This window comes from Noviherbaspirillum malthae (assembly GCF_015352985.1).
In the GTDB taxonomy this organism is placed as follows: domain Bacteria; phylum Pseudomonadota; class Gammaproteobacteria; order Burkholderiales; family Burkholderiaceae_D; genus Noviherbaspirillum; species Noviherbaspirillum malthae.
Genome location: NZ_JACYXF010000008.1, coordinates 121,953 through 148,273, shown reverse-complemented (window position 1 = coordinate 148,273; position 26,321 = coordinate 121,953). Strand labels below are relative to the sequence as shown.

General features: G+C 61.0%; 19 protein-coding genes and 1 tRNA gene. 9 read left to right on the top strand and 11 right to left on the bottom strand.

The features are described from left to right. The first annotated feature begins 139 nt into the window (after positions 1 to 139). A complete protein-coding gene (locus IGW03_RS13675; RefSeq protein WP_194723115.1) occupies positions 140 to 1,042 on the top strand; it encodes a LysR family transcriptional regulator in 903 nt (300 codons plus the stop codon). A gap of 106 nt (positions 1,043 to 1,148) precedes the next feature. Here the strand turns inward: IGW03_RS13675 and IGW03_RS13670 are convergent, their stop codons facing one another. Continuing rightward, complete coding sequence (locus IGW03_RS13670) at positions 1,149 to 1,352, bottom strand: cold-shock protein (RefSeq protein WP_088707577.1); 204 nt, start codon at positions 1,350 to 1,352, stop codon at positions 1,149 to 1,151. 295 nt (positions 1,353 to 1,647) lie between these two features. Here IGW03_RS13670 and IGW03_RS13665 point away from each other — a divergent pair, with 295 nt between their 5' ends. Then, positions 1,648 to 3,396 carry a RecQ family ATP-dependent DNA helicase gene (locus IGW03_RS13665; protein WP_228535475.1) on the top strand — a complete coding sequence of 583 codons (1,749 nt, stop codon included), beginning with the start codon at positions 1,648 to 1,650 and terminating at the stop codon, positions 3,394 to 3,396. Between the two features lie 193 nt (positions 3,397 to 3,589). On the opposite strand, the gene IGW03_RS13660 is transcribed toward IGW03_RS13665, so the two are convergent. Together IGW03_RS13660 and IGW03_RS13655 are read right to left on the bottom strand one after the other, a co-directional pair. Beyond that, a complete protein-coding gene (locus IGW03_RS13660; RefSeq protein WP_194723114.1) occupies positions 3,590 to 4,195 on the bottom strand; it encodes a hypothetical protein in 606 nt (201 codons plus the stop codon). An 88-nt stretch (positions 4,196 to 4,283) separates the two neighbouring features. Beyond that, positions 4,284 to 5,168, bottom strand: a complete 885-nt coding sequence (locus IGW03_RS13655) for a GIY-YIG nuclease family protein (protein WP_194723113.1) — start codon at positions 5,166 to 5,168, stop codon at positions 4,284 to 4,286. A 139-nt stretch (positions 5,169 to 5,307) separates the two neighbouring features. Here IGW03_RS13655 and imuA point away from each other — a divergent pair, with 139 nt between their 5' ends. From imuA to IGW03_RS13640, 3 genes are all read left to right on the top strand, one after another. Beyond that, a complete protein-coding gene (gene imuA / locus IGW03_RS13650; RefSeq protein WP_194723112.1) occupies positions 5,308 to 6,096 on the top strand; it encodes a translesion DNA synthesis-associated protein ImuA in 789 nt (262 codons plus the stop codon). 18 nt (positions 6,097 to 6,114) lie between these two features. Next, the gene (locus IGW03_RS13645) at positions 6,115 to 7,584 is read left to right on the top strand and encodes a Y-family DNA polymerase (RefSeq protein WP_194723111.1); all 1,470 of its coding nucleotides are present in this window, start codon (positions 6,115 to 6,117) and stop codon (positions 7,582 to 7,584) included. Positions 7,585 to 7,748: 164 nt separating this feature from the next. Next, positions 7,749 to 10,982, top strand: coding sequence for an error-prone DNA polymerase (locus IGW03_RS13640; RefSeq protein ID WP_194723110.1), 3,234 nt, complete (start codon positions 7,749 to 7,751; stop codon positions 10,980 to 10,982). A gap of 72 nt (positions 10,983 to 11,054) precedes the next feature. Here IGW03_RS13640 and IGW03_RS13635 read toward each other — a convergent pair whose 3' ends face one another. The 8 genes from IGW03_RS13635 to IGW03_RS13600 form a co-directional block, all read right to left on the bottom strand. Next, a complete protein-coding gene (locus IGW03_RS13635) occupies positions 11,055 to 12,170 on the bottom strand; it encodes an alpha-hydroxy acid oxidase (protein ID WP_194723109.1) in 1,116 nt (371 codons plus the stop codon). After that, positions 12,167 to 12,850, bottom strand: coding sequence for a Fe2+-dependent dioxygenase (locus tag IGW03_RS13630; RefSeq protein ID WP_194723108.1), 684 nt, complete (start codon positions 12,848 to 12,850; stop codon positions 12,167 to 12,169). The genes IGW03_RS13635 and IGW03_RS13630 overlap by 4 nt, the downstream gene beginning before the upstream one ends. A gap of 9 nt (positions 12,851 to 12,859) precedes the next feature. After that, a complete protein-coding gene (locus IGW03_RS13625; RefSeq protein ID WP_228535473.1) occupies positions 12,860 to 15,124 on the bottom strand; it encodes a TonB-dependent receptor in 2,265 nt (754 codons plus the stop codon). A 116-nt stretch (positions 15,125 to 15,240) separates the two neighbouring features. Beyond that, positions 15,241 to 16,278, bottom strand: coding sequence for a Fe(3+) ABC transporter substrate-binding protein (locus IGW03_RS13620; RefSeq protein WP_194723164.1), 1,038 nt, complete (start codon positions 16,276 to 16,278; stop codon positions 15,241 to 15,243). Positions 16,279 to 16,342: 64 nt separating this feature from the next. Next, positions 16,343 to 16,759 carry an ExbD/TolR family protein gene (locus tag IGW03_RS13615; protein ID WP_194723107.1) on the bottom strand — a complete coding sequence of 139 codons (417 nt, stop codon included), beginning with the start codon at positions 16,757 to 16,759 and terminating at the stop codon, positions 16,343 to 16,345. Positions 16,760 to 16,761: 2 nt separating this feature from the next. Next, the gene (locus IGW03_RS13610) at positions 16,762 to 17,481 is read right to left on the bottom strand and encodes a MotA/TolQ/ExbB proton channel family protein (protein WP_194723106.1); all 720 of its coding nucleotides are present in this window, start codon (positions 17,479 to 17,481) and stop codon (positions 16,762 to 16,764) included. A 29-nt stretch (positions 17,482 to 17,510) separates the two neighbouring features. Beyond that, complete coding sequence (locus IGW03_RS38665; protein WP_194723105.1) at positions 17,511 to 18,188, bottom strand: energy transducer TonB; 678 nt, start codon at positions 18,186 to 18,188, stop codon at positions 17,511 to 17,513. Positions 18,189 to 18,564: 376 nt separating this feature from the next. Continuing rightward, positions 18,565 to 19,983: a sigma-54-dependent transcriptional regulator gene (locus tag IGW03_RS13600; protein WP_323744967.1), complete on the bottom strand. Its 1,419-nt coding sequence runs from the start codon at positions 19,981 to 19,983 to the stop codon at positions 18,565 to 18,567. Between the two features lie 337 nt (positions 19,984 to 20,320). Between IGW03_RS13600 and IGW03_RS13595 the strand changes: the two genes are divergently transcribed. The 4 genes from IGW03_RS13595 (at position 20,321) to IGW03_RS13580 (ending at position 26,281) form a co-directional block, all read left to right on the top strand. Continuing rightward, positions 20,321 to 22,708 carry a putative bifunctional diguanylate cyclase/phosphodiesterase gene (locus IGW03_RS13595; RefSeq protein ID WP_194723104.1) on the top strand — a complete coding sequence of 796 codons (2,388 nt, stop codon included), beginning with the start codon at positions 20,321 to 20,323 and terminating at the stop codon, positions 22,706 to 22,708. Positions 22,709 to 22,823: 115 nt separating this feature from the next. Then, a tRNA-Arg gene (locus IGW03_RS13590) sits at positions 22,824 to 22,900 on the top strand. Between the two features lie 417 nt (positions 22,901 to 23,317). After that, a complete protein-coding gene (locus tag IGW03_RS13585; protein ID WP_228535469.1) occupies positions 23,318 to 23,872 on the top strand; it encodes a methylamine utilization protein in 555 nt (184 codons plus the stop codon). A gap of 9 nt (positions 23,873 to 23,881) precedes the next feature. Continuing rightward, the gene (locus tag IGW03_RS13580) at positions 23,882 to 26,281 is read left to right on the top strand and encodes a putative bifunctional diguanylate cyclase/phosphodiesterase (protein ID WP_194723103.1); all 2,400 of its coding nucleotides are present in this window, start codon (positions 23,882 to 23,884) and stop codon (positions 26,279 to 26,281) included. The last annotated feature ends 40 nt before the right edge of the window (positions 26,282 to 26,321 follow it).

Sequence of the window (26,321 nt, the reverse complement as noted above, 5' to 3'; positions counted from 1 at the left end):
GGCCCAGTGGGTTCAATATCGTTTCCATTCTTCAACACGTTCTTCGCGTATGCCAGTATATTAAATATAATTACGCAAAGACTGAAAGATTAATCACTTTATTATTGCGTTTTAATATCAAATTCCCTATCGTCCGGGCATGGATCAGTTCAAGCAGATTTCCACTTTCGTGGATGTGGCAGCCAAAGGCAGCCTGTCCGCCGCAGCACGGGCGGAAGGCATAGCGCCGGCAATGATAGGCCGCAGGCTTGATGCGCTGGAAGAGAGGCTGGGGGTCAAGCTGCTTCAGCGCAGCACGCGCAAGATTGCGCTGACCAACGAAGGCATTGCCTTCCTCGAGGATTGCCAGAAGATTCTTGCCGACCTGGAAAACGCGGAAACCGCCGTTTCCGAGCGCAGTGCAAGAGCCAGCGGGCATCTGCTCATTTCCGCTCCCGCAGGTTTCGGCCGCCAGCATGTGGCACCGCTCATCCCTTCTTTTCTCGCCGAGCATCGCGATGTCGCGGTGACGCTGAATCTCAACGACAGGGTGGTGGACCTGATCGGCGAAGGCATCGATGTGGCCATCCGCATCGCGGCGTTGTCGGATTCGAACCTGATCGGCGTCAAGCTGGCGGACAACAAGCGCGTCGTCGTCGCCTCGCCTTCTTATCTGAAGCGCCATGGCACGCCTGTGTCGCTGGACGATCTCGCGAAGCACAATTGTCTTGCCATGAGTAGCGAAGGCAGCCAGCGCGGCTGGACCTTTCGCCAGAACGGGAAGAATGTCACTTTCAAGGTGGTTGGGAACATGGTGTGCAACGACGGCGCCGTTCTGCATGAATGGGCCTTGTCGGGCAAAGGCCTTGCATGGCGTTCGATGTGGGAAGTGGGAAGCGCCATCGAGGCCGGCCAGCTGGTCACGGTACTCGATGAATTTGCTGCGCCGGGCAATGACATCTACGCAGTGTTTGCGCAGCGGCGCCACCTTCCTTTGCGTATTCGCGCATTCGTCGATTTCCTGCGGCATGCCTATGCCGCACCCGATTACTGGCGCAAGTAGATGGCGGTAGGAACACGGCCTTGGTGACCGGGACGCGGCTGGCCGTGCGGCCATAAAAAAACCCCGGCATGCCGGGGTTTCTTATTGCGCCTGGATCAGCTGGCTATTACAGCGGCTGGATCGCGGAAGCCTGCTTGCCCTTCGGGCCAGTCGTGACTTCGAAAGAAACGCGCTGGTTTTCCTTGAGCGACTTGAAGCCGTTGGACTGGATCGCGGAGAAGTGCGCGAACAGATCTTCGCCGCCTTCGTCCGGAGTGATGAAGCCAAAACCTTTAGCGTCGTTGAACCACTTAACAGTACCTGTTGCCATTACTTACATTCCTATCAGTTAAATTGGGCTTGCGCCCGGGTGTATCCTTTGAAGCAAGAAAGAATGACAGACAAATACTGCACTACTAGTCCAAACTTCAATCGGTGCGGCCATTGTAACCGATATGCTGCGCGAGGTTGAATAAATTTTAGGTTTTTACCTCTGCTATTTCGCAGGCTTCCCAAAGGTTTTTCGAACGATTTTTCATAGAGGAAACATGCTTTCGGGCATTCCCTTCCTCAGGCATGAATGCTGCATCCAGCAAGGCATCCATTTGACTCGGAGTTGCTGATTCATGTCTACCCACACTATGCCGTCGGCAAGGAGCGGCGGCCGGACCATGCCATCGTCTTCCATTTCCTCCATGGCGCGGCGGCGCCGTTCGAAAATATCAAAAGCGGAGCTGCACGAGACGCTCAACGAGACCTTCGGCATCGAAGAGCTGCGCCCGGGACAGAAGGAAGTCATCGACAGCGTACTGCATCACCGCCATACGCTGGCCATCATGCCTACCGGCGCGGGCAAGTCGCTGTGCTATCAATTGCCGGCACTGAAGATGCCGGGAATGACCGTCGTGGTGTCCCCCTTGATCTCGCTGATGAAAGACCAGGCCTCCAAGCTCGAGAACGCGGGCGTGGGCGCAGCAGAAGTCAACAGCACGCTGACCACGCGCGAGGAAGCCTCGGTTCTCGAAAGCATCAAGCAGGCCGATCACGAGTTCGTATTTGTTACGCCCGAGCGGCTGTCGGACCCCGAGTTCATCGAAACCATTGCCCATAACGAGATCAGCCTGTTCGTCATCGACGAAGCGCATTGCATTTCACAGTGGGGCCACGACTTCCGCCCCGCCTATCTCAATCTCGGCGCAGCCATCAGGGCGCTGGGCAATCCGACCGTGCTGGCTCTGACTGCGACCGCCACGGACGAGGTGGTGGAAGACATCGGCAAGCAGCTCGGCCTGGATGACATGCATGTCATAAATACAGGCATATACCGGTCAAATCTTCACTATCGCACCATTGCGGTGACCGACGATGATGAGAAGATGAGGCAGATTCTCCGCCTGGCTCGTGAAGAGAAAGGTGCCGGCATCATCTATGCGGCAACGGTGAAGGCCGTGGAAGAAGTGCATGAAGCGCTCAAGGAAGCCGGCGAAAGCGTCACCTATTATCACGGCCAGCTTTCTGCCAAGGTGCGTTCGCAGAACCAGGACTGCTTCATGGACGGCGAGTGCCGCATCATGGTCGCCACCAATGCCTTCGGCATGGGCATCGACAAGGCGGACATCCGCTTCGTGCTTCACTGCCAGATACCGGGCAATCTTGAAGCCTACTATCAGGAATCGGGCCGCGCGGGGCGCGACGGCGAGCCTGCGGACTGCATCCTGCTCTACCATGCGAAGGACAAGCAGGTGCAGCAGTTCTTCCTGGCCCGCCGCTATCCCGGCGTCGATGACCTGAGTTCGGTCTATTCGGCCTTGCAGGCCTTGTCCGGCAATGGCGACTTCGTGTCCTTCTCGCGTTTGCATGAAGAGGTGGAAGAGCTGTCCGATACGCGTCTGCAGGTGTCGCTCAAGCTGCTCAGGGATGGCGAACTGCTGGAACAGAATGACGAACTGGCATACCGCGTCACCGGCATTCGTGCCAAGTCCAAGGATCTGGCCAGGCTCGTCGAAACCTATCGCGACAAGAGTGCACGGGATCATGAAGCGCTTGAGCGCATGGTGTTCTATGCGCAGACCGGCTTCTGCCGATGGAAGGTGCTGATCGATTATTTCGGCGAACAGGCGGACTGGTCGCAGTGCGGCTGCTGCGACAATTGCAGGCAGCCGCCCGAGCAGGCACTGAGCCCGGAACACATACGCGACCATGCGCCTCCATCACTGCGCGAAGACAAGGACCCGCTGCCCGATGTCGGCACGGCCGTGCGCGTTCCAAAGTATGGGGAAGGCCGCGTCGTCTCTTCAGCCGGAGACAAGGTGACCATCATCTTCCCGGACCGGCAGACAAAAACTTTTTTGCGGGATTACGTGAAGGCAGCCTGAAGCCGAAAGCAGACCGGGAAAGCCGGAAAAGCCTTGTTCGCCTTGTCTTTTGATACGGCTGCCCCGGTTCCGATGCACAAGCCGAAATCTTATTCATCTGTTGAAAAAAGCATATTCGCATTGAGATTTATCAAAGCTTGTGCAGGCACTTAAGCCCCCCAAGTTTCTCCAATGGCCGTGAACTGCTTTACAACTATATTTTCTCGAGAGGAACCAACATGAAATATTCAGTATTGCTCGCGGCGCTCCTCGCGACGCTGACCTTGGGTGCTTGCGACAAGAAAGACGGCGGCACCGCTGGAGCAGGCGCTGGCAGCACCAGCAGCAGCACAGGAGCAACCGGCACCACGGGCGGCGCTACCGGCGGAACGACAGGCAGCACCGGTGCAGCGGGCAGCACTGGCAGCACCGACAGCAGCGCGGGCGCCACAACACCTGGCGCAGCAGGCAGCACCGGCAGCACCGCAGGCGGTACGACCGGCGCAACGCCAAGCGGCTCGAGCAGCGATGCTTCGAGCGCAGGCTCGACTCCGGGCGCAGCAGGCAGCAGCGGCACCGCAGGCGGATCATCATCGAGCACGCCCGGCAGCAGCGGCGGCACTACCGGCTCGACCGGCAGCGCAGGCAGCACCGGCAGCGATACCAGCTCCAGCGCAGGCAGCACCGGCAGCACAGCAGGCAGCGCGGGCGGTACTGCCGGCTCGACAAGCAGTACCACTTCTCCTTCGAGCAGCACCAGCGGCGGCGCCGGCGGATCGAAATAAACGCAGCTTCCCGCTCCATCACCGTGTCCGGCCAATTGCCGGGCACGGCTTTTTCATGTCCGTTTGCTCCCGGTCGATCCGCACCGGCCATCCAGCAAGCACCAACCCCTGCATCCAAGCAAGCTACAGTCGAACCGGCTGTATGAACAATTCACCGCGCAGCATTGGCTTGACCAGTATCTTGTAAGTATCGACATCGAATGCACGCCTGAACGGGCGCTTGACGGGCTTTGCTCCCTTGGCATGATCGATCGAACCGAGATAAGCCCAGTGGTCCACGACATGGGTCTGCTTCCAGCCGTCGCACTCCTCGACGATGCCCATGGCGCCTTCGTACGGCCAGATCATCACGCGCATTTCATTCAACGCAGTCTTTAGACGCCGGTAATGCTCCTGTGCCGTTTCAACTCCGACACAGGCACCCAGGCAACGCGATATCTGGTGCGCGAAACAGGCCCTGCCGCGCACGGCAGTTTCCAGCCCCGTCAATGCGGGACACAGCATCTGCATCTCGACGATTTCACGCAGCTTTTCCTGCGCGGCCCTGCGCGTGGCGAACAGGCCGTAGAGATCGGTGGTACGGGCGAAGTCCAGATCGCGCGCATAGACCACTTCGGGCGCCGACTGTATATGCGCACCGAGACGCAATGAACACATCTCGCGCGTGCGCCGCAGCTTCTTGTTGTGCAGCGGCTGCATTTCCTTGATCAGGCGCGATTCCAGCAGCAAGGCGCCGATATCGCCCGCGGTACGCTGGAACTCGACATAGCGGCTTTGCTGCAGCATCCGCGCTTCCTCCGGCGTGCGCATATGGGACAGCACGCGGGTGCGGATATTGATGCTTTTGCCGATGTAGAGCGGGCGGTCGTTCTCGTCGCGGAAAATGTAGATGCCCGGTTTCGACGGCAGCACATCCAGGCTGGCGCGATCGATGTGATGCGGATATTCAAAGATATCGGCGGGATTCGGCTTGATCATCAGGCCGAGGGAGGTGACACGGGGTTGCATAAGCCACAAAAATCTTTAAGAGAAAATCAAGACAGATCAATCACATGCAAATTTGACTAAGCTATCTCCAGGTTTTACTGTATATTTATACAGTATAAATTGATGCCCGGCATCGCCGTGAAAAGATTAGGAGGTCCGCATGTCCACATTAGTTTCCGCTGCAAGGCTTTCCAATGGAGGTTTATCCTCTCTGCCCCATGCGGTGTGGCGCGCCGACCAGATGGCATCCGGCCATCATGCGGTCGCTGCCACCGGACATCCGGCACTGGACCAGGAATTGCCGAACGGCGGCTGGCCAAAGGCAAGCCTGATCGAACTGCTGATGGAGCAGCCGGGCATCGGCGAGATGAGGCTGCTGCGCCCCGCCTTCAAGGCCATTGCCGATAAGCGTCCCGTCGCTCTGGTGCAGCCGCCTCACCTGCCCCAGATTTCGGCATGGGCAAACTGGGGCCTGCCGATCGGCAGCCTGCTCTGGATTCAAGCATCGCGCAGCGCGGATGCGCTGTGGAGCGCGGAACAGATTCTCAACAACGGCAGCTGCGGCGCCCTGGTCTTCTGGCAATCGCATCTGCGCACCGAATCGCTGCGGCGCCTCCATCTTGCGGCACAGGGAAGCGACACGCTGTTCTGGCTGATGCGTCCGCTGTCCTGCATGCGGGACGCTTCCCCGGCTCCGCTGCGGCTGGCTCTGCGCCCTGCGGCCGATGGCCTGCAGATCCAGATCATCAAGCGCCGCGGTCCGCGCCGCGACGATCCGCTTCATCTGCGCATGGACGACATGCCCGCAGCGCCTTTTCCCTTTCAGTCTTCGCAGGAGGCAGAGACCTCTTCCCGTCACCAGGCAGCGCAATTCATATCGCAAGCTCCTGCAGCCGCCCCTCTACGCGAGGTGATGGTGGCCGAAGCTCAGGATCATTCCGTCAATTGAAGCGCGGCAGGAAAAGCGATGCGATCCTGGATCGGCGTGCACTTGCCACTGCTCCCTCTAGAAAGCCTGCGGCCATGCTGGAGCGGCCCAGGCAGGCACGTGATCCTCGACCGTGAACATGTGACGGCGATGAGCCCGCAGGCGGCGCATGCCGGCGTGCGCATCGGCATGCGCCGCGCCGGCGTGCAGATGATCTGCCCCGATGCGGCACTGCATGAGCGCGACCAGGCCAAAGAGCGGGAAGCGCTCGACAGCATCGCCCTCGCCCTGCTGCAGTACACCCCGGAAGTGGCCTTTGCCGAACACGGCAGCCTGCTGCTCGACGTCACCGCCAGTTTGCGTGCATTCGGCGGCCGCCTGGCGCTGGTCCGGCTGGTGCGCCGCAGCGTCGATACACTTGGCTTCACGCCGCAGGTGAGCATGGCGCCGACAGCTCAGGGTGCATGGCTGCTTGCGGTTGCCCGCTCGGGCCGCAGGCCGGCCCGGCGCCGCACGGTACGCATGAACAGCATGATGCGCCTTCTCGATGCCCTGCCTTGCACGCTGCTGCCGCAAGTGCAGCCTTACCTGCAATGGCTGGAAGGCATCGGCTGCAAAAGGCTGGCGGACCTGCGCAGGCTGCCGCGCTCCGGCCTGCTGCGCCGATGCGGCCAGAACGTGCTGGATGCGCTCGATCGCGCCTACGGGCAAGCCGCCGAACTGCATGACTGGATACAGCCGCCGCAGCACTTTGCAGCCCGCCTGGAACTGCCCGACCGCATCGAGCATGCCGAATCCGCCCTGTTCGCCGCGCGACGCCTGCTGCTGCAAATGACCGGCTGGCTGGTCGCGCGGCAGCTCGCGGTGTCACGCTTTCTTCTGCTGCTTGAGCATGAACGCGGCCGCAGCGCGATTGCGCCGACGCCGCTGGAAATCGCGCTGGCCGATCCGGCGTGGCAGGAGGAGCACCTGACACGCCTGCTCAAGGAAAGACTGGCGCGTATCGAACTCGTCGCGCCGGTGATCGGATTGCGGCTGGAAGCAGTGCAGTTCTCCGCGATGCTGCCGCCTACCGAATCGCTCTTCCCCGAACCCGGAGGCACGCCGGTCGACTTTCACCGCCTGCTGGAACTTCTCAAGGCCAGGCTGGGCGACCATGGCGTACTGGCGCCTGCGCCGCAGGCCGATCATCGCCCGGAAATCTCGAATGCATGGGCACCGGACAGTACCGCGAAACATGCCCAGGTTCAGCAAGCCGGTTACGCGGAAAGGCCGTTCTGGCTGCTCAGGCAGCCGATCGAACTGATCGTGCGTGATGAACGCCCTTTCTACGGCTCCACGCTGCGTACGGTGAAAGGACCTGAGCGCATCGAATGCGGCTGGTGGGACGGCAGGCTGATCATGCGCGATTACTTCGTCGCGCAAGCCGAGAACTCGAAGTTCTACTGGATATACCGCGAGCGGCATGGCGTGGAAGTTTGCTGGTTCCTACAGGGCTTGTTCGGCTGATCATGCAAGAAGGCCTGGAAGCCAGCAAATAAGCAGACAGATTTCAAGAATGAAGCCTGGCGGCAACATTCGTTGGTATTTGGCAAAAGTGTCGCAATTGCATTGACAAAAAAACAGCTTGCCGATTTATACTGTATTTTTATACAGTATTTACCGAAGCCAGCGTGAGCACCGATCGGCCACTTGCCCCCTCCAGCCCGTCTTCCCTTCTTCCTGCGTATGCCGAACTGCATTGCCTGTCCAATTTCACCTTCCTGCATGGCGCCTCGCATCCCGAGGAACTCGTGCTGCGCGCCTCTCAGCTTGGTTATGCCGCGCTGGCATTGACCGATGAGTGCTCGCTGGCGGGCGTCGTGCGGGCGCACGGCATGGCCAAACAGTGCGGCCTGCCTTTCATCATCGGCAGTCTTTTCCGACTGGTACATGCCGACAGCACACCGGCATTTGCCCTGATCCTGCTGGCCGCCGACAGAGAAGGCTACGGCAACCTGTCGGAATTGATCACGCTGGCGCGTACCCGCGCGCAAAAAGGAGGCTATCACGTCACGCCCGACGACTTCGCTGCGCCGGAGCATGACTACGCCCATCTGCGCGGCATGCCCGGCTGTCTCGCCATTCTGCTGCCCCTGCATGGCATCGCCGCCGATGAACTGGGCAAGCAGGTGCGATGGATGGCGAGTGTGTTTCCGTCGCGCGCATGGATTGCGCTCACTCTCCTGCACCATGCCGGAGATGACCGCCATCGCAGCGTCGTCACCCAAGCGGCAGCCAAGCATGGTGTGCCAGTGACGGCAACCGGAGATGTCTGCATGCATGTGCGTTCGCGCAAGCCGCTGCAGGACACGCTGACCGCGACCCGGCTGGGCAAGCCGATTGCGGCATGCGGTTACGATCTCGCACCCAATGCCGAACAGCATTTGCGTTCGCGCCTGCGGCTGGCCAATATTTATCCGTCCGCCGCTCTGGCTGAAACGCTGAACATCGCCAGGCAGTGCAAATTTTCACTCGATGAGCTGCGTTACGAATATCCCGATGAACTGGTGCCCAAGGGGTACACGCCTGCCGCCTACCTGCGGCACGAAGCCTATGTCGGCGCCGTGGAGCGCTTTCCCGGGGGCGTGCCGCCGGCAGTGCAGCAGCAGCTGGAACATGAACTTGCTCTCATCGAGGAAAAGCGTTACGAGCCCTACTTCCTGACCGTGTACGACATCGTGCGCTTTGCGCGCAGCATCGGCATTCTCTGCCAGGGCCGCGGCTCGGCCGCCAATTCGGTGGTCTGCTATTGCCTGGGAATCACCGAGGTCGATCCTTCGCGCAGCACGCTGCTGTTCGAGCGCTTCATCTCGAGGGAACGCAACGAGCCGCCCGACATCGATGTCGATTTCGAACACCAGCGCAGGGAGGAAGTCATCCAGTACATCTACAACAAGTATGGACGGCTCCGCGCGGCGCTGACTGCGGTGGTCATCAGCTACAAGCCGCGCAGCGTGCTGCGCGATGTGGGAAAGGCGCTCGGCGTCGATGCGGGCATCGTCGACCAGGTCGCGAAATCGCACCGCTGGTGGGACGGGAAGGGTGACTTGGCCGAACGCTTCGCCGAATGCGGGATGGACAAGGATTCGCCGCTGGCCGAACAATGGGCCGATATCGCCGAAAAGCTGATGCGCTTCCCTCGCCACCTGTCTCAGCATCCGGGCGGATTCATCATCTCTCGCGGCAAGCTCTCCCGCCTGGTGCCGATAGAAAACGCTGCGATGAAGAACCGCAGCGTGGTGCAATGGGACAAGGACGATATCGATGCCCTCGGCCTGCTCAAGGTCGACATCCTGGCACTGGGCATGCTCAGCATGATCCGCCGCGCGCTCGACTTCATCACCGACCTGCGCGGCGCCCCCTTCAACCTGCAAGACATTCCGCGCGAGGATCCGGCCACCTACGCCATGATCTCCAAGGCCGACACCATCGGCGTATTCCAGATCGAAAGCCGGGCCCAGATGACCATGCTGCCGCGCCTGCGTCCCCGGAAGTTTTACGACCTGGTGATCCAGGTGGCGATCGTGCGGCCGGGACCGATCCAGGGCGGCATGGTGCATCCCTATCTGCGGCGCCGCCAAGGCCTGGAGCCGGTCACCTATCCCAGTGAAAAAATCAGGCATGCCCTGTCGCGCACATTGGGCGTGGCGATTTTCCAGGAACAGGTGATGCAGATCGCGATGCTTGCGGCGGATTTTTCTGCGGACGAAGCCGACCAGCTGCGGCGCGCGATGGCAGCCTGGCGGCGCAAGGGCGAGATCGGCAAATTCGAGGAAAAGCTGGTTACCGGCATGAGGAAAAACGGCTATGAAGAGGAATTCATCAGTGCCATCGTGCGGCAGATTCACGGCTTTGCCGAATACGGATTCCCGGAAAGCCATGCGGCCAGTTTTGCCTTGCTGGCCTATGCAAGCTCCTGGATCAAATGCCATGAACCGGCCGCCTTTCTGGCGGCGCTGCTGAACAGCCAGCCGATGGGCTTCTATTCGCCTTCGCAGCTCGTCCAGGATGCACGCCGCCACAAGGTGACGGTACGTCCGGTCGACATCCGCTACAGCGACTGGGATGCCAAACTGGAATGGGCCGAAGGCGAGCCGGCGATGCAGCTGCCCGACGCCATGCAGGAATCCGGCGAGGTCCAGACGGCAGAACAGGACCAGCCCGCAGTGCGCCTGGGCTTCAACATGGTGCGCGGCCTGTCCTGCGAGGCGGCGTGGCGAATTGAGCTGGCACGCGCGGTCAAGCCTTTCCCTGACCTTGCCGACCTGGCCCTGCGTGCGCAGCTGACCCGGCACGACCTGGAAATGCTCGCCAACGCCAATGCGCTCGAAGCCCTCGCGGGACACCGGCGCCAGGCGCTGTGGCATGCCGTGGCCTTCGAGCCGGACAAGGGACTACTCAGGCAAGCAGGCATCGAAGAAGAACCGGTGCGGCTTGCCGCGCAAACCGAAGGAGAAGACATCGTGGCGGACTACCACTCCACCGGCCTGACGCTCGGCAGGCATCCCCTGGCGCTTCTGCGCGCCTCGCTGACGGCAAAGCGCTTCCTGCCTGCGGAGACGCTGCACACCTTTGCCGATCGCCAGCTGGCGCGCGCATGCGGCATCGTCACCGTCCGCCAGCGCCCGCAGACGGCCAACGGCACCATGTTCGTCACCATTGAAGACGAGACCGGCCTGGTCAATGTGATCGTATGGCCTGCCCTGATCGAGCGCTACCGCAAGGAGTTGCTAGGCTCACAGCTGCTTGGCGTTTATGGAGTGTGGCAATGCGAGAGCAATGTGCATCACCTGGTCGCGAGCCGTCTGGTGGACATGTCCGGCCTGCTCGGGCGGCTGCACTTCCACAGCAGAGATTTTGCGTGAAGCCGATCTGCCGCACGCCACAAGCACACAACCCTCAGCGGGCGTTTTTACCAGCAAGTAGTGCCCTGAAAGCTAGCTGAACAAGGCATCCGCATTGATGTCGGCCAGCGTGGCGCAGCCGCACAGGGCCATCGCGATTTCAAGTTCATCGCGAAGCAGGCGCAGCACATGCGACACGCCCATGGCGCCTGCATTGGCCAGGCCGAATACATAGGGCCGCCCGATCAGCACCGCATCGGCGCCCAGCGCAATCGCCTTGAAGACATCGGTGCCGCGCCGTATCCCGCCATCGACCAGTATCGGGAATTCCGGCCCCATCGCAACACGTATCCTGGGCAGCACGGCCGCTGTCGCCGGCAGGGTATCGAGCGTGCGGCCGCCGTGGTTGGAGACGATGATGCCATCGGCCCCGTGCTGCGCCGCCAGCTGTGCATCTCCCGGATGCATGATGCCTTTCAGGACGATAGGCAGGCGCGTGAGGCTGCGCAGCCATTCGATGTCCTTCCAGGTCGGCGCCACCGTCATGAGCGCATCGAACATGCGGCTCTGATGTTCGTCCAGCATCACCGGCTTGGGAGGCGGCAGGCCGGCGAGATTGACGGCTGAAATGCCAGGGGGCAGCTTGAAGCCGGCACGCCGCTCCCGGTCCCGCACGCCGCTGCTGGGCGCATCGATCGTCACCACCAGCGCCTCATAACCGGCGCTCTCGGCGCGGCGCACAAGCTGCTCGGTGAAGCCACGGTCATGCTGGAAATAAAGTTGAAACCACAAAGGCCCGCGCTGCCGTTCAGGCAATACAGCCTGCGCCACATGCTCGAGCAGCACGCTGGACTGCGAACTCAGCACCAGCCCCGCACCTTGCATGCCGGCTGCATAGGCGGTCGCCATTTCACCGTCGCGATGCGCCATGCGCTGGAACGCCACTGGCGCCAGCAGGATCGGATGGGCAAGCGTGAAACCGAACAAGGTCGTGCGCGTATGGCCGCCGACCAGGTTGCGCAGCACCCGGGGCGACAGCTGAATGGCGTCCCAGGCGGCACGATTGGAGCGCAGCGTCAGTTCATCGGCGGCGCCGCCGGCGAAATAAGCCAGCGCATTGGCATCGAGCCGCTTCACCGCGTGCTGCTCATGATCGGCCAGCGTGACGACGCCCTGCGGAAGCGGTTCAACGGAGGGAACTCCGCTCACGTGTCCGCCCACATGCGAATAAGATTGTGATAGTTGCTGGTCAGGCCGACCACCGACGGATCTTGGTCTCCCAACGCACCGCGCAGGCGGATCAGGTGGGTATCCATATCGAACAGCAAGGCCCGCTGCTCGACGCTTCGCACCATGCTTTCAATCCAGAGAAAGCTGGCGAAACGCTGGCCGCGCGTGACCGGCTCGACGCGATGCACCGTCGTGCTCGGATAAAGCACGAGATCGCCGGCCGGCAGCTTGACCCGGCGTCCGCCATAGGTGTCTTCGATCACCAGGTCGCCGCCGTCATATTCATCCGGCTCGCTCAGGAACAAGGTGCAGGACACGTCCGTGCGGACGCGCCCGCCGTTGCGCAGATAGCGCACCGCGCTATCCACGTGATTGCCATAGGTATTGGCTTCACCGCCGTAGCAGTTGAACAGCGGCGGCGAAATGTGCTTCGGCAATGCCGCGGAAAAGAAGGTTTCATGCCGCTTCAGGCCGTACAGAACGAGCTCCTGCAAGGCTTGGCTGTCTTCGCCGGACTCGGGCAGCTGCAGGTTGTTCTTGACCTGCGCAGCCTGCTGCCCGGAAGTCCGGCGGCCATCATCCCAAGTCGCCCGGGCGAGGACTTCCCTCGCCCGGCGGACTTCATCCTTCGACAGCACCTTTTGGAGATGAAGCAGCATGATGTCTTCTTAGAAGCGTGCGGTGACCGTCAGCAGTGCGCTGCGCGCCGGGCCGCTGATTACGAAGCCCGGATACAGCTGATCGCCGAAGGTCTTGTTGGTGACGTTGTTCACGTTGAACTGCGCCGACCAGGTTTCGTTGAATACGTACTCGGCCATCAGGTCGCCGACGACGTAGCCGGAAGCGCGCGCTGTGGTTGATGCCGCGCCGTTCGTGCCCTGCAGCGGACGGTTTTCGGACGCACCGTGCACACCGCCGGCAAGGCGCAGTTGCGGCGTTGCCTGATAGCTCAACCACGCTGCGCCGGTATGCTTTGGCGTCAGGCCGACGCGTGAACCGACGACGGCCTGCTGGGTGCTGCCTGCCTGGTCGATTTTCGCGGTCGGGATGAACGAGTACGACAGATAGATTTCCCACTTCGGCGTCAGACGGCCGACGACGTCGAACTCGACGCCTTGCGAATGACGGCGTCCGGACAGCAGATAGGCAGTGCCCGCAAAATCGGAATCAGTCGTGCGTTCGTTGTACTTCTCGGTGCGGAAGATCGCTGCACGCGTGGAGAGCTTGCCTTCGAGCCAGTCGAGCTTGGCGCCGAGTTCGATATTGCGGCTCTTCTCCGGCGGCGTGTTCGCATTCAGCGGCGTCACGTACTGGTAGGTATCTGCCGACGTGTTGAACGAAGTGCCGTACGACAGATGGAACGAGGATGCCGGTGTCGGCTGGTAGAGCACGCCGGCACGGTAGCTGAACGGAGAATCGGAAAGGCTGGTGGTCGTGCGCGTTGCCACGCCGGCCGGGGAATAGGTCAGCTGAGCGAAGTCGCCTTCGAACTTGTCGAAACGCACGCCGCCGAGCAGCTTCCATGCCGGGGCAACCTGCACCAGATCCTGGATATAGGCACCAAAGGATTTTGCCGAATAGTCGCTTGTCGGACGATAGGTCGGAGACACGGCCAGCGTAGCGCCATTGTTCGGATTGCCTACCGTGGTCGAGCCCTTAGCAAAGTTGGTACCGGGCACGCCTGCCGCGCCGAAGCGATCGGCTTCTTCTGAAGAGGCATCGATGCCGGCAATGATCTTGTGCTCGAGACCGAACCAGTTGAACTTGTTGTTGTAATCGCTCTGGAAGTAGGTGCCTTTGTACTCATCCATGCGCGGGGCGAGGCCGACACGATTCAGCACCGTCGCAGGATTGAGATTGGCCGCTGTCGTGCCCGTTGCGAAGCCAGCAGTCGTACCCCACTGTGAACGGTCGAATTTACCCACCCTGAGCTGGCTGCGCAGTTCCGCGCCGTCGTCGAAGCGATGGATGTGGCCCAGCGTGCCGTAAGTGGCCTTGCCGCGGATGTAATCGCTGTTGGTGCCGTAGAAGTTGCCTGCCTCGATGTCCGGCACGTTGCCGTTGAGGTAGCGGATGCCTGCTTGGGGAATATTGTCGCTGTCGAGATGGAACAGGCCGACGTTGAATTCGTCACGCGTGCCGATGCCCCAGCCGAATGTCGGCGCGATGCCGTACTTGTCGATTTCGGCGCCCTTGTTGTCCGCCTTGGTACGCATCACGTTCAGGCGGAACGCGGCGTCGTCGCCGGTCTTGAAGTTGAAATCGCCGGTGAGGCGCTTGTATCCCTCGTTGCCGATCGATGTCGTGACTTCATGCTGATCGGCGAGGAACGGCTTCTTCGTCACCTGGTTGATCACGCCGCCGGTGGAACCGCGGCCGAACAGCATCGAGGCCGAACCGCGCATCACTTCGACGCGGTCATAGTTGAAGGTATCGCGGTCATACTGCGACGGATCGCGCATGCCGTCGATCAGCAGGTCGCCGGTGGTCGCCACCGGAAAGCCGCGCAGGCGGATATCCTGGTCAGTGCCGTTTTCGGTTGCTGCAAAAGTGATGCCTGCGGTGTAGTGCAGTGCCTCGCGCAGCGTCGACAGCTTGGCGTCATCCATCAGTTTCTCGGTCATCACCGTGATCGACTGGGGAATATCGCGGATGTCCTGCTGTCCCTTGCCGATGCTGGTGGTCGTGGTGCGCACCGATTCCTTGCTCTCGGTTTCCTTCTGTCCCTTTACCTCCACGGTCGGCATCACCTGGTCGGAAGATGTCGAGGTTTGCGCCCAGGCGGACACCGATGCGGCCAGCATCAGCGCACCCAGCGGCAGCATCGCCTGGCGGCGTGCCGAGACTGCCGTTGTTGCTGCATCGGCTTCGAAGCCAGCGTTTGCGAAATGAAGTGCCTCCGGAATCGGACGCTTCACGAGCTTATGTTTCATTATGGTCCCTGTAGATAGTTGGTTTTTCTTTCGGCTGGCTATCTACGCTGAGAATCGCTGGCTTTGAAGTACATGCAAAAAAATGGGTTGTTGTTGGCCGCAATGAGCGGTTTCGATTATTTGTATCCGACGCGATCGAGAATCTTCTGTGCGGGAATCTGGTTCTTTCCGATGGCGCCGATCGACACGTTCTCGGACTTGAACTTGCCCATGGACTGCAGCGAAGGATTCTTCGACACCGCGGTTGCGACAGCCGGCCATTCGTTATTGCCGTTGGCGAAATATTCCTGTGCTTCGTCGCTGGCGAGGTATTCAAGGAACTTGACCGCAGCGTCGCGATGCGGCGCATTCTTCGCCACGCCGCCGCCGGCAACGTTCATGTGAGTGCCGGATGTCTGCTGATTCGGCCAGATGAAGCCGACCTTGTTGATCGCTTCGCGGTCATCTGCTTTCGGTGAACGCAGCATGCGGGCGTAGTAATAAGAATTGGCCAGAGCCACGCCGCACTCGCCGGACGCAACGCCCTTGATCTGGTCGGTATCGCCGCCCATCGGCTGGCGCGCGAAGTTGGCCACCATGCCCTGCGCCCATTTCTCGGTCGCCTGTTCGCCGTTGCGCTCGATCATGGAGCCGATCATCGAGAGCATGTAGGGATGCGAGCCGGAACGGGTGCAGACCTTGCCCTTGTTGACCGGATCGGCCAGCGACTCGTAAGTGGACACGTCCTGCGGCTTCACCCTGACCTTGTTGTACACGATGATGCGGGCACGCGTGGAGAAGCCGAACCATTCTCCGCCCTTGCCGTCTTCGCCGCCGGCGCGCAGGTTGGCGGGAATGCGCGATTCCAGCACCTTGGACTGGATCGGCTGGAACATGCCCTCGGCCTGGGCGCGCCACAGGCGGGCCGCATCGACCAGAAGAATCACGTCGGCCGGGCTATTCTTGCCTTCGTTCCTGAGGCGCTCCAGCAGCGCGGTGTCATCCGCCTCGATGCGGTTGATCTTGATGCCGGTCTGCTGGGTGAAGCCGGCGTAGAGCTGCTCGTCAGTCTGGTAATGACGGGCCGAATACAGGTTGAGCACATTGTCCTGCGCATTCGCGGCGGCGGCGCCCGCCAGCGCGAGAACGGCTGCGGCGATGCGTGTCTTGGCCATGAGTTTCATATCGAATCCTTGTCTGAAATCTGCTGATTGTCCGTACTGTCTGAAGAGGAAGTCTTCAGCGGGAAGCATTCGGCTCGGTCACGAAGCCGATCTTGTTGAGCCCGCCGCTCTGCGCGGCCGCCATGAGCTGCGCGACATTCTCGTAGGGCGTCTTGCGGTCGGCGCGCAGGTGCAGCTCGGGCTGCGGCGTCTGCGCGGCAGCGATTTCGATATTGCCCTTCAGCGCCTGCTCGTCCACCGCCTTGCCGTTCCAGCTGATGACGCCGTTGGCATCGATGACGACATCGATATGCGCCGGCTTCACATCGTTGGGCTGGCTGGCGGCACGCGGAAGGTCGAGCTTGACCGCATGGTTGATGACCGGGACGGTAATGATGAAAATGATGAGCAGAACCAACATGACGTCCACCAGGGGCGTCATGTTGATTTCCGACATGACGTCATCATCCTTGTCGGAAGACCCGAAACTCATGATTACTCTCCCTTGGCACGCAGATTGACGACGTTCTGGCTCTGACCGACGCGGCCGCCTGTGATGAGATAAGCATGCAGGTCATGCGCGAAGTTGGACAGCTGCGCGAGGATGGCCTTGTTGCTGCGGGTGAGCGCGTTGTAGCCGAGGACGGCGGGAATCGCGACGACCAGGCCGAACGCGGTCATGATCAGCGCCTCGCCCACCGGGCCGGCAACCTTGTCGATGCTCGCCTGGCCGGAAACGCCGATGCCCACCAGCGCATGGTAGATGCCCCACACCGTGCCGAACAGGCCGACGAAGGGCGCGGTGCTGCCCACCGATGCGAGTATCTGCAGGCCGCTCTGCAGACGGCCGGTGATGTTTTCGATCGAGCGGCGAAGGCAGCTGGTGACCCATTCGCTGATGTTGAGCGCGCCGTGCAGGTCTTCCTTGCTCATCGCATGATGCATAGCCGCGTTGGCGCCGTCTTCGGCGAGCGCGCGGAAGGGATTGTGGTCGCGGTCCGGCGCCAGCAGATTCATGCCCTCTTCCAGGCTTTTGCTGTGCCAGAAATGCTCGCTGGCCACGGCGGCCTGGCGGCGCAGGCGGATCAGGCTCCATGCCTTGATGGCCATGACGTACCACGACAGGATGGACATGATGAGCAGGATGATGGCGACAGCATGGGTGACCGAATCTCCTTGCTGCCACAGATTGGCGATACCGTATGGGTTGTTCATGACACGCTTTCGAAAAATGGTTGGGTTCGTTAATTCAGTTTGAAATCGATGGGGACCTGCACCCACTCGGCAACCGGCGTATCGCCGCGCTTGGCGGGAACAAAACGCCATTTGCGCACGGCCGCCAGGGCGGCTTCGTCGAACAGCACCGAGCTGCCGGGACGCAATACCTGCACTTCGCCGGCGGTGCCTTCCACGGTGACCAGAACGCGAAGCACGACCTTGCTCTCCTCGCCGGCGCGCCTCAGGATGGGCGGATAGACCGGCGCAGGATTGTTCAGGTAGGCCGCATTGAAGCGCGGCGGCGTGACTGGAGGCGGTGCCGGGGGCGCCGGCGGCGCGGGCGGTGACGGCGGCGCGCTGGTTTCGGGCGGAGCCGACGCGGTCGGCTGGGCCGGCGGGGTTTCTTCCTTAGGCGCGGTCAGCGCCTTCTCGCTGGTGGTGGTACGCGGCGTTTCCTTTTTCGGCTGCGGCTTGGGGGTTTCCCTGGGCTTGGGCTCCGGCTTCGGTTCCGGCGGCTTCGGCTTGGGAATCTCCTGCTGGACGGGCTGCACTGCGGGCAGCATCTCGACCATCACCGTGGGCAAAGGAGCAGGCGGAGTCAATGCGGGCTTGTTCAGGCCGGCCACCAGCATCCACAGCGCAGCCAGATGAGAGGCCGTGATCAGTGCAAACGTGCCGAATTTTTCGTTGAAGAGTCGAGTCATGTTCTGGGTTTCGGCTTTTCGTCACTAGGCCGAAATAGCTACGGCGAGCAACTGCAGCCTTGCGGCTCTACCTTGCCGCAAAGCCAATTACATTCGGTTTCAGTATTAACATTAACGATAATGATAACAATTCTCATTTGTTTAGGAAAGACCTAATTTATGCGCTGAAAACTTTTTTTGTGGAGAACTACATCCACACGGTGCAGAGATGCAAGACTGCAACACGGAATACCGTAGCAACAGAACGAGATGATGAAATGATGAAGTAGGTTGAAAAAATGAAAACGACCGCCGACATGCTTCATGACGGCGGCCGTATTGCCGGCCATCTTGTTGGCCGCGGGCAATTAGTACATCTGGCAACTAATTCAATTCATTAGCTCATTAGCCCCAAGGTTTCGAATTCCTCGATCTTGCGATAGAGGCTCGACAGGCCGATGCCGAGATTGCGCGCCGCCTGCCGGCGGTCTCCTCCCGCATCGGCGATCGCCTTGACGATTAGCGAGCATTCGAAGCGCCTGACCTGATCCCGCAAAGTATTGCCGCCCTTCTCCGCTGCTTCCGGCGCCGGCATCAGGCGCGCAATCTGGGGCGGCAGATCCGCAGGGGTAATGCGGCCGTCTTCGGCCAGGATCAGGGCGCGATCCACTACATTCTCAAGCTCGCGCACATTGCCCGGCCAGCCATAAGCGCCTAGCGCCTGCTCCACCTCTGGTTCGATGACGAGCTCGCCCGAGGCATTCAGCCTTTTCGCGCCGCGCCGTATCATGAAGCGGACGAGTTCCGGAATATCCTGGCGCCGTTCGCGCAGCGGCGGCACATGCAGGTGAAACACCGTCAGCCGGAAATAAAGGTCTTCGCGGAACCTGCCGTCGGCCACCATTTGCGCGAGGTCGCGGTTGGTGGCCGCAACGATACGGACATCCGCCTTCTTCGCCTGCTCACTGCCGACGGCACGAACCGACTTTTCCTCGATCACGTGCAGCAGCTTCACCTGCAGCGCGAGCGGCAGTTCGCCGATTTCATCAAGGAAGATGGTGCCCTTGTCCGCCTCGAGGAACAGCCCCTTGCGCGCCTTGTCCGCGCCGGTGAACGAACCCTTGACGTGGCCGAACAGTTCGCTTTCCATCAGGTTTTCGGGAATGGCACCGCAATTGACCGGGATGAACGGGCCCGGCGCCCGCCCGCTCTGCTGGTGGATCTTGCGGGCGATCACGCCTTTCCCGGTTCCGCTTTCCCCGGTGACGAGCACCGTGCTGTCCGTCGGCGCCACCTTGGCGATCAGCCGGTCCAGATCGCGCATGGCCGGCGACGCGAAGCCGAACACTTCTTCCTGCGCGGCATTGACAATCTCGCGAAGCACGCGGTTCTCGCTGCTGAGACGGCGCATGTCCGCCACCTTGGCTACCCGGTGCAGCACTTCATCGTGGCGAACCGGCTTGATCATGTAATCGGAGGCGCCGGCCTTGATCGCCTGGATCGCGGTATCCACCGAAGCATAAGCCGTCATCATGATGAAGCTGGTGTCGACGCCGGCGGCCCGCGCCCTGCGCACGAGTTCGATGCCGTCGAAATCCGGCATCTGGATGTCGCTCACGGCAACTTCGAACTCTCCCTTGGCCAGCTTCTCCAGCGCTTCGGTGGCATCGGCCGCCTGCACCACGCGGCAGCCGGCCTTGGTAAGGCGGACGGCAAGTATCTGGCGGATGGCCGGCTCATCATCCACCACCAGGACTTCGAGGGATTTCAGTAGTTGTTCGTCTGCCTGCTTGATCGGATCTATTGGTTCTAGCACGATGGATGCCTCTGCTTCATTCCGGCGGCTTGTTGAAAGTGACCGGCCGGACATTATTGTATTCACGACGGCGCAACGATACCGCAAAGCTCCGTTCTACTGTCCGGACCGGCCGCTTTTTCTTGTTTCAGGGAAAAAGCCTGCAGCAAATTTCCCGTTTCCGGGAATCCGTTCGAAATCATATTGAATGATTTGTTTCAGCCGGCACGCGAAGACCGCCCGCAGAACGGGCCATGTCCGCGAAAATGCAAGATCGGCGGGAAGGCATGAATGGCACATTAATTGCTAATAAGAAATAAACAAGCCAATTCCTCACCTCTACGAAAAAGAAGGCAAGATGCGCAAGCTGACTTCCCACCTCCTGCTCACCATGTTTCTTGTCGGCGCGGCGTCCGGCTTTCTTGTCAGCCTAACCGGCTGGTGGGGACTGCAACAGGCCGGCAGCCAGCTTCATCAATTGCAGGCCGCCTCCGAGCTTCCGGCATCGTCTGCTGCTGCCAAAGCCATAGCAGGCGCCATCACGGACAATGAATTCGCACTTCAGCTGCTTTTGGGATTGTCCATGCTGGCGACAGTCTTCTTCTGCGTAATCGCGGCGCTGACCTACCGGCAATCGGCGGCAAAGCAGCGCCAGGCGCTTGAACTGGAAAATCGGCACATGCTGTTTCGAATTCTGTTCGACGGTACCAATGAAGGCGTCATCCTCATGACGGCGGACCGACTCATCGATTGCAACCGCGCCGCGCTGACACTGTTCGGCGTGGACGCGGCAGATGAACTGCGCGCGCTCGTTCCCCAGCCGCACGGCTCGATATCGCATGCGCTTGCGCCCCCATCCCTCACCGGCCTGCACCCTCGCATCAAGGGCGCCGCCAAGGCGCCCGGAATTCGAACATTCGAATGGACATTCGACAGGCACGACGGCACGCTTGTCTGCGCCGAGATGACATTGCACTCTGCAATCGTCGGCAGCGAAACTGTCATCCAGCTGAGCATTCGAGACATGACCGCGCGCAGGCACGCGGAAGCCTCGATGCACCTCGCCAATCAAGTCTTCGACAATTCGATGGAAGGCATCGCCATCACCGATGCGCAGGGCGACATCGTCAAGGTCAACAAGGCGTTTTCCTCCATTACCGGATACAACGCGGCGGAAGTCATCGGGCGCAACCCGCGGCTGCTGAGTTCCGGCCGCCATCCGGCGCCGTTTTATCAGGCCATGTGGCGCATGGTGAATGACACCGGCAAATGGCAGGGCGAGGTCTGGAACCGCCGCAAGAACGGCGATATCTATCCCGAGTGGCTGAACATCAGCCGGATCGTCGATGAGCGTGGAGACATCACCAATTATGTCGGCGTGTTCAGCGACATCTCGAACGCCAAGCTCGCCGAAGAACGCCTGCTCCGCCAGACCTACTACGACACCCTCACCGACCTTCCCAACCGCGCGCTGTTCACGATGCGGCTGCAGCAGGCGGTGAAGACACTCGGGACCATGGTCGAATCGACATCGCAAATGCATTCGAATGGCATCGGCGTGCTGCTGCTGGATCTCGACAGATTCAAGGTCGTCAATGACAGCATCGGCCACGATCACGGCGACAACCTGCTGCGGCAGGTGGCTCACAGGCTGCGGCGCATGCTGCGCGAGGCCGATACGATGGCGCGCATCGGCGGCGATGAATTCGCGCTGCTGATTCATGACGTCCCGGATGCCGAGCATGCGGCGTCGCTGGCGCGCAAGCTGCTCGATGCGCTGCGCGAACCTTTCCTCGTCAACGCGCATGAACTGCATGTCGGAGGCAGCATCGGCATCACGCTTTGCCCGAACGATGCCGCCGATGCCGAGACCTTGCTGAGAAACGCCGATGTTGCCCTGTACCGGGCCAAGGCGCTGGGCGGCGGACGCTACCAGTTCTTCACCCAGGACCAGCATGTCGTCGCACTGGAACGCCTGCACATGGAGATCGGCCTGCGCGGAGCATTGGAGCGCAACGAACTCAGGCTGGTCTACCAGCCGCAGCGCCATATCGCCAGCGGAGACATCTCCGGCGTGGAAGCGCTGGTGCGCTGGCATGAGCCGAAGCTGGGCATGGTATCGCCGGCGAGCTTCATTCCGCTGGCCGAGGAATCGAGCCTGATCGTGATCATCGGCGAATGGATTCTGCGGCAAGCCTGCGCGCAGGCTCGGCAATGGCTCGCGGCCGGCGTTCCTACCCGGGTGGCGGTAAACGTCTCGGCCCGCCAATTCCATGACGGCGACCTTGCGAACTTGGTCGCCGCCGTCCTGCAGGAATGCCATCTGCCCCCGCATCTGCTCGAACTCGAACTGACCGAAAGCATTCTGATGCAGAACGCCGAGCAGGCACTGGCCATTCTTGATCGCCTGCATGCGACGGGTGTCAAGATTGCCATCGACGATTTCGGTACCGGCTACTCCTCGCTCTCCTACCTGAAGCGCCTGCCGATTGATGTGCTCAAGATCGACCAATCCTTCGTGCAAGATATCGCCGACGATGCGGACGACCGGGCCATCGTCTCGGCCATTATCGGCCTTGCCCGAAGCCTGCAGCTGGAGGTCATTGCAGAAGGCGTCGAAACCGAAGCCCAGCTGACATTCCTGCGGGAGCGCCAGTGCGGCATGATGCAGGGCTACCTGTTCAGCCGCCCCGTCAGCGGAGATGAAGTGCTCGGGATGTTGAAGAAGCAAGCATTGGCAGCCTGAAGCAGGAAACACACGCTTCATCGACGTAGCCAATCAGGCAAGCATGGCAAGACAGCAGGCCGCTTTGCAAAAAGCTTCCAAAATTTATTGAATGGGTGCTATACTCTTGTTCTTCGCGGCTGTAGCTCAGCTGGATAGAGTACTTGGCTACGAACCAAGGGGTCGTGGGTTCGATTCCTGCCAGCCGCGCCAGTTTTACCGAGGGGGTTAAACCGAAAGGTTTAACCCCCTTTCTGGTTTACAGCCTGACTTCGAGGCATCATCTACTCCCGCTGCCTTCCCGCCTCCCACTGCCATACATTTTTGCTGCGTTTTCCGCAATAGTGGAATACGGGCATTGCTTTTGGAAAAGCTTATGCTAAAGTCGGCGAAGCAATTTGCCATGAAGCAGGCCTTCCCGTGCCTTCCCCTTCTGCGGCATGCCGACATATTCCTGAACTCATACGCCTGCCCGTCCAATACATGCCGGTTCACCATCGCACCCACATACTGCGCTTGCCCAGCGTCGACATTGATCAGGGCGCCATGGTGAAACGCATCCGATCGCGCAGGCCTGCTGCGTCGGCATTGCATGCCCTCGCCTTTACGGCGATGGCAGCTTGTACATGCATGTCGCATGCAGCGGCACTGACGGTGCAGGTATCGGATGCCGGCGGCCAGGCCTTGCAGGATGCTGTAGTCTATGCGGAACCCGCCGTCGCGCAGACGTTGCCCAAACCGCAGAAGCCCGTCGAGATCGAACAGAAAGGCCGCAAATTCATTCCGCTGGTTACGGTCATACAGACGGGCACCAGCATTGCTTTTCCCAATAACGACACCGTCCGGCACCATGTCTACTCCTTTTCTCCGGCCAAAGTCTTCGACCTGAAGCTCTACATCGGCCAGCCGGAGAATCCAGTCACCTTCGACAAGGCGGGCACGGTGGTCATCGGCTGCAACATCCATGACCAGATGGTGGGCTACATTCACATCGTCCCCACGCCCTATTTCGCCAAGACGGATGCAGCCGGCAAGGCGAGAATCGAGGGACTGCCGGCCGGCAGGTACCAGATCAAGGCATGGCACTACGGCCTGCCCGCGCAAGCCCAGATTCCCGAACAACCGTTGACGATGACGGCAAGCGACAGCACCGCATCGTTCAAGCTGGACACGAAAGCCCGATAGGAGTGTGCCATGCGCCTGCGCAGCCTTGAAAGCCGGATCGTTCTCCTTTTCCTCGTGCTGATCCTCGCCGTGCAGCTGGCGGGATTCTTCGCCATCCAGAGCGGAATCCAGGAAAACGCGCGTGCCGCCATCAGAGCCGAGCTCATGATCGGCGAACGGGTGTTCAGGCGCCTGGTCGATCAATACGCACACAACCTGACCCAGGGCGCACGCCTGCTCGCCGCCGACTATGGCTTCAAGCAGGCCATCAGCAGCGACGACCGTGAAACCGTCGAATCGGCGCTTGCCAACCACGGCGAGCGCATCGAAGCCTCGCATGCCATGCTGATCGGGCTCGACCGCACGATCAAGGCCACGACCACCGCGGCCACGGCCCAATCCGCCAACGGCCTCGAACAATCGATCCTGCGCCTGGTCGACCGCGCCGAGTCCGCAGGCAGCGCTACCGGCACGGGCGTGTTGGAGAATCGCCCGTACCAGATCGTCGTGGTGCCGGTCAAAGCACCCGTGACGATAGGCTGGGTGGCCATGGCCTTTGCCATCGAAAAGCGCATCGCCGACGACATGCGCGAACTCTCGTCCCTGCAGGTTTCCATCCTGACGAAAACAGCCGAAGGCCAATGGATCCCGGATGCATCCACCCTGTCGGACGCGGATGCGACCAGCCTCGCGGGCCAGTTGCAGGGCATCCCCGATGACAAATCCTTTCTCCCGCAGCTCACGATAGGCGACAGCGACTTCAATGCGCGCGTGCTGCACCTGGCCCAGGATTCCGGCCGGCAGGTCATCGTCGTGCTGCAGCGTTCGATCAGCGAGGCGGTCGCGCCCTATCGCCGCCTGCAGATCAGTCTTCTCGTACTGACCGTGATCGGCATCATGGTGGCGGTCACCGGCAGCGTGTTCGTCGCCAGGCGCATCACCGGGCCGCTGCGCAGGCTGGGCGAAATCGCACGTCGCCTTGGCGCAGGCAACTATCACGGACCAATCGAGATGCGCCGCGACGACGAGATCGGCGAACTGTCGAAGGCATTTGCCAGCATGCGTGACGGCATTGCCAACCGCGAGCTTGAAATCCGGCGCCTGGCTTACTGGGACACCCTGACCGACCTGCCCAACCGCGCGCAATTCATCAACCTGCTCAACGACGCCATCGCCGAAGCCCGCCATAAGCAGGCCTCCTGCCATGTGCTGATGATGGACCTCGACCGCTTCAAGCATGTCAACGACGTCATGGGCCACAGCTTCGGCGATGCGCTGCTGCGCCGCATGGCCGAACGCCTGCAGGCGCAGCTTCACAGCCCGACGCACAGGATCGCCCGCTTGGGCGGCGACGAATTCGCCCTGCTGCTGCCGCAAACGACCGAAGACGAGGCGCGGCATGTAGCCGCACGCATCCTCAAGTCGCTGGAGATTCCCATCTCGCTCGACGATCAGAACGTCGATCTCGGCGCGGGCATCGGCATCGCCGGCTTCCCGGCGCACGGCACCGATGCCGAACTGCTGCTCAGCCGCGCCGAGGTCGCCATGTATGCCGCCAAGACCAGCGGCAACGACGCCGTGGTGTATGCGCCGGAAATCGACAAGGGCAGTCAGGAAAGCCTGTCGCTGCTGAGCGAACTGCGGCGCGCCGCCGAGGACAATCAGTTCCGGCTTTATGTGCAGCCGAAAGTCAGGCTCGGCACCGGACAGGTGATCGGCGCGGAAGCCCTGATACGCTGGGTGCACCCCGAGCGCGGCATGGTGTTTCCCGACCAGTTCATTCCCTTTTCCGAGAAGACCGGCTTCATCCGTACACTGACCCAATGGATGCTGGAACGGTCGGCGGCGCTGTGCGCCGAACTGGCGGCCGCCGGCATCAAGCTGCGCATTTCGGCCAACCTGTCGACGCGCGACCTTCTGGACCAGGACCTGCCGCAGAAATTCATGGCCATTCTCGAACGGCACGCCCTGCATCCCTCATCGTTCTGCCTCGAAATCACCGAAAGCGCCATCATGGACGATCCGGTGCGCGCGCAGCAGACGCTGGAACGCCTGCATGCAATCGGCGTCGATCTTTCCATCGACGACTTCGGAACCGGGTATTCTTCGCTCGCCTATCTCAAGCGCCTGCCGGTGCACGAATTGAAGATAGACAAGTCCTTCGTCCTCAAGATGGAAAGCGACGCCGACGACATCAAGATCGTGCGGTCTACCATCGACCTCGGCCACAATATGGGATTGAAAGTCGTTGCTGAAGGCATCGAAACCATGGCGGCATGGGAATTGCTAGACAGAATGGGCTGCGATGACGGACAAGGTTATTTCATCAGCAAGCCGATGCCCGCCGAACAGTTTCGCGCGTGGCTGAACGCCTGGCAGGCACCGCGCGGCCTGAACGCACGAGCCAGTCTGCCGGCCGGCGCCGAGTGACCGGATGCGCTGTTGCGCTGCAAACCTGCGGCGGCGCACA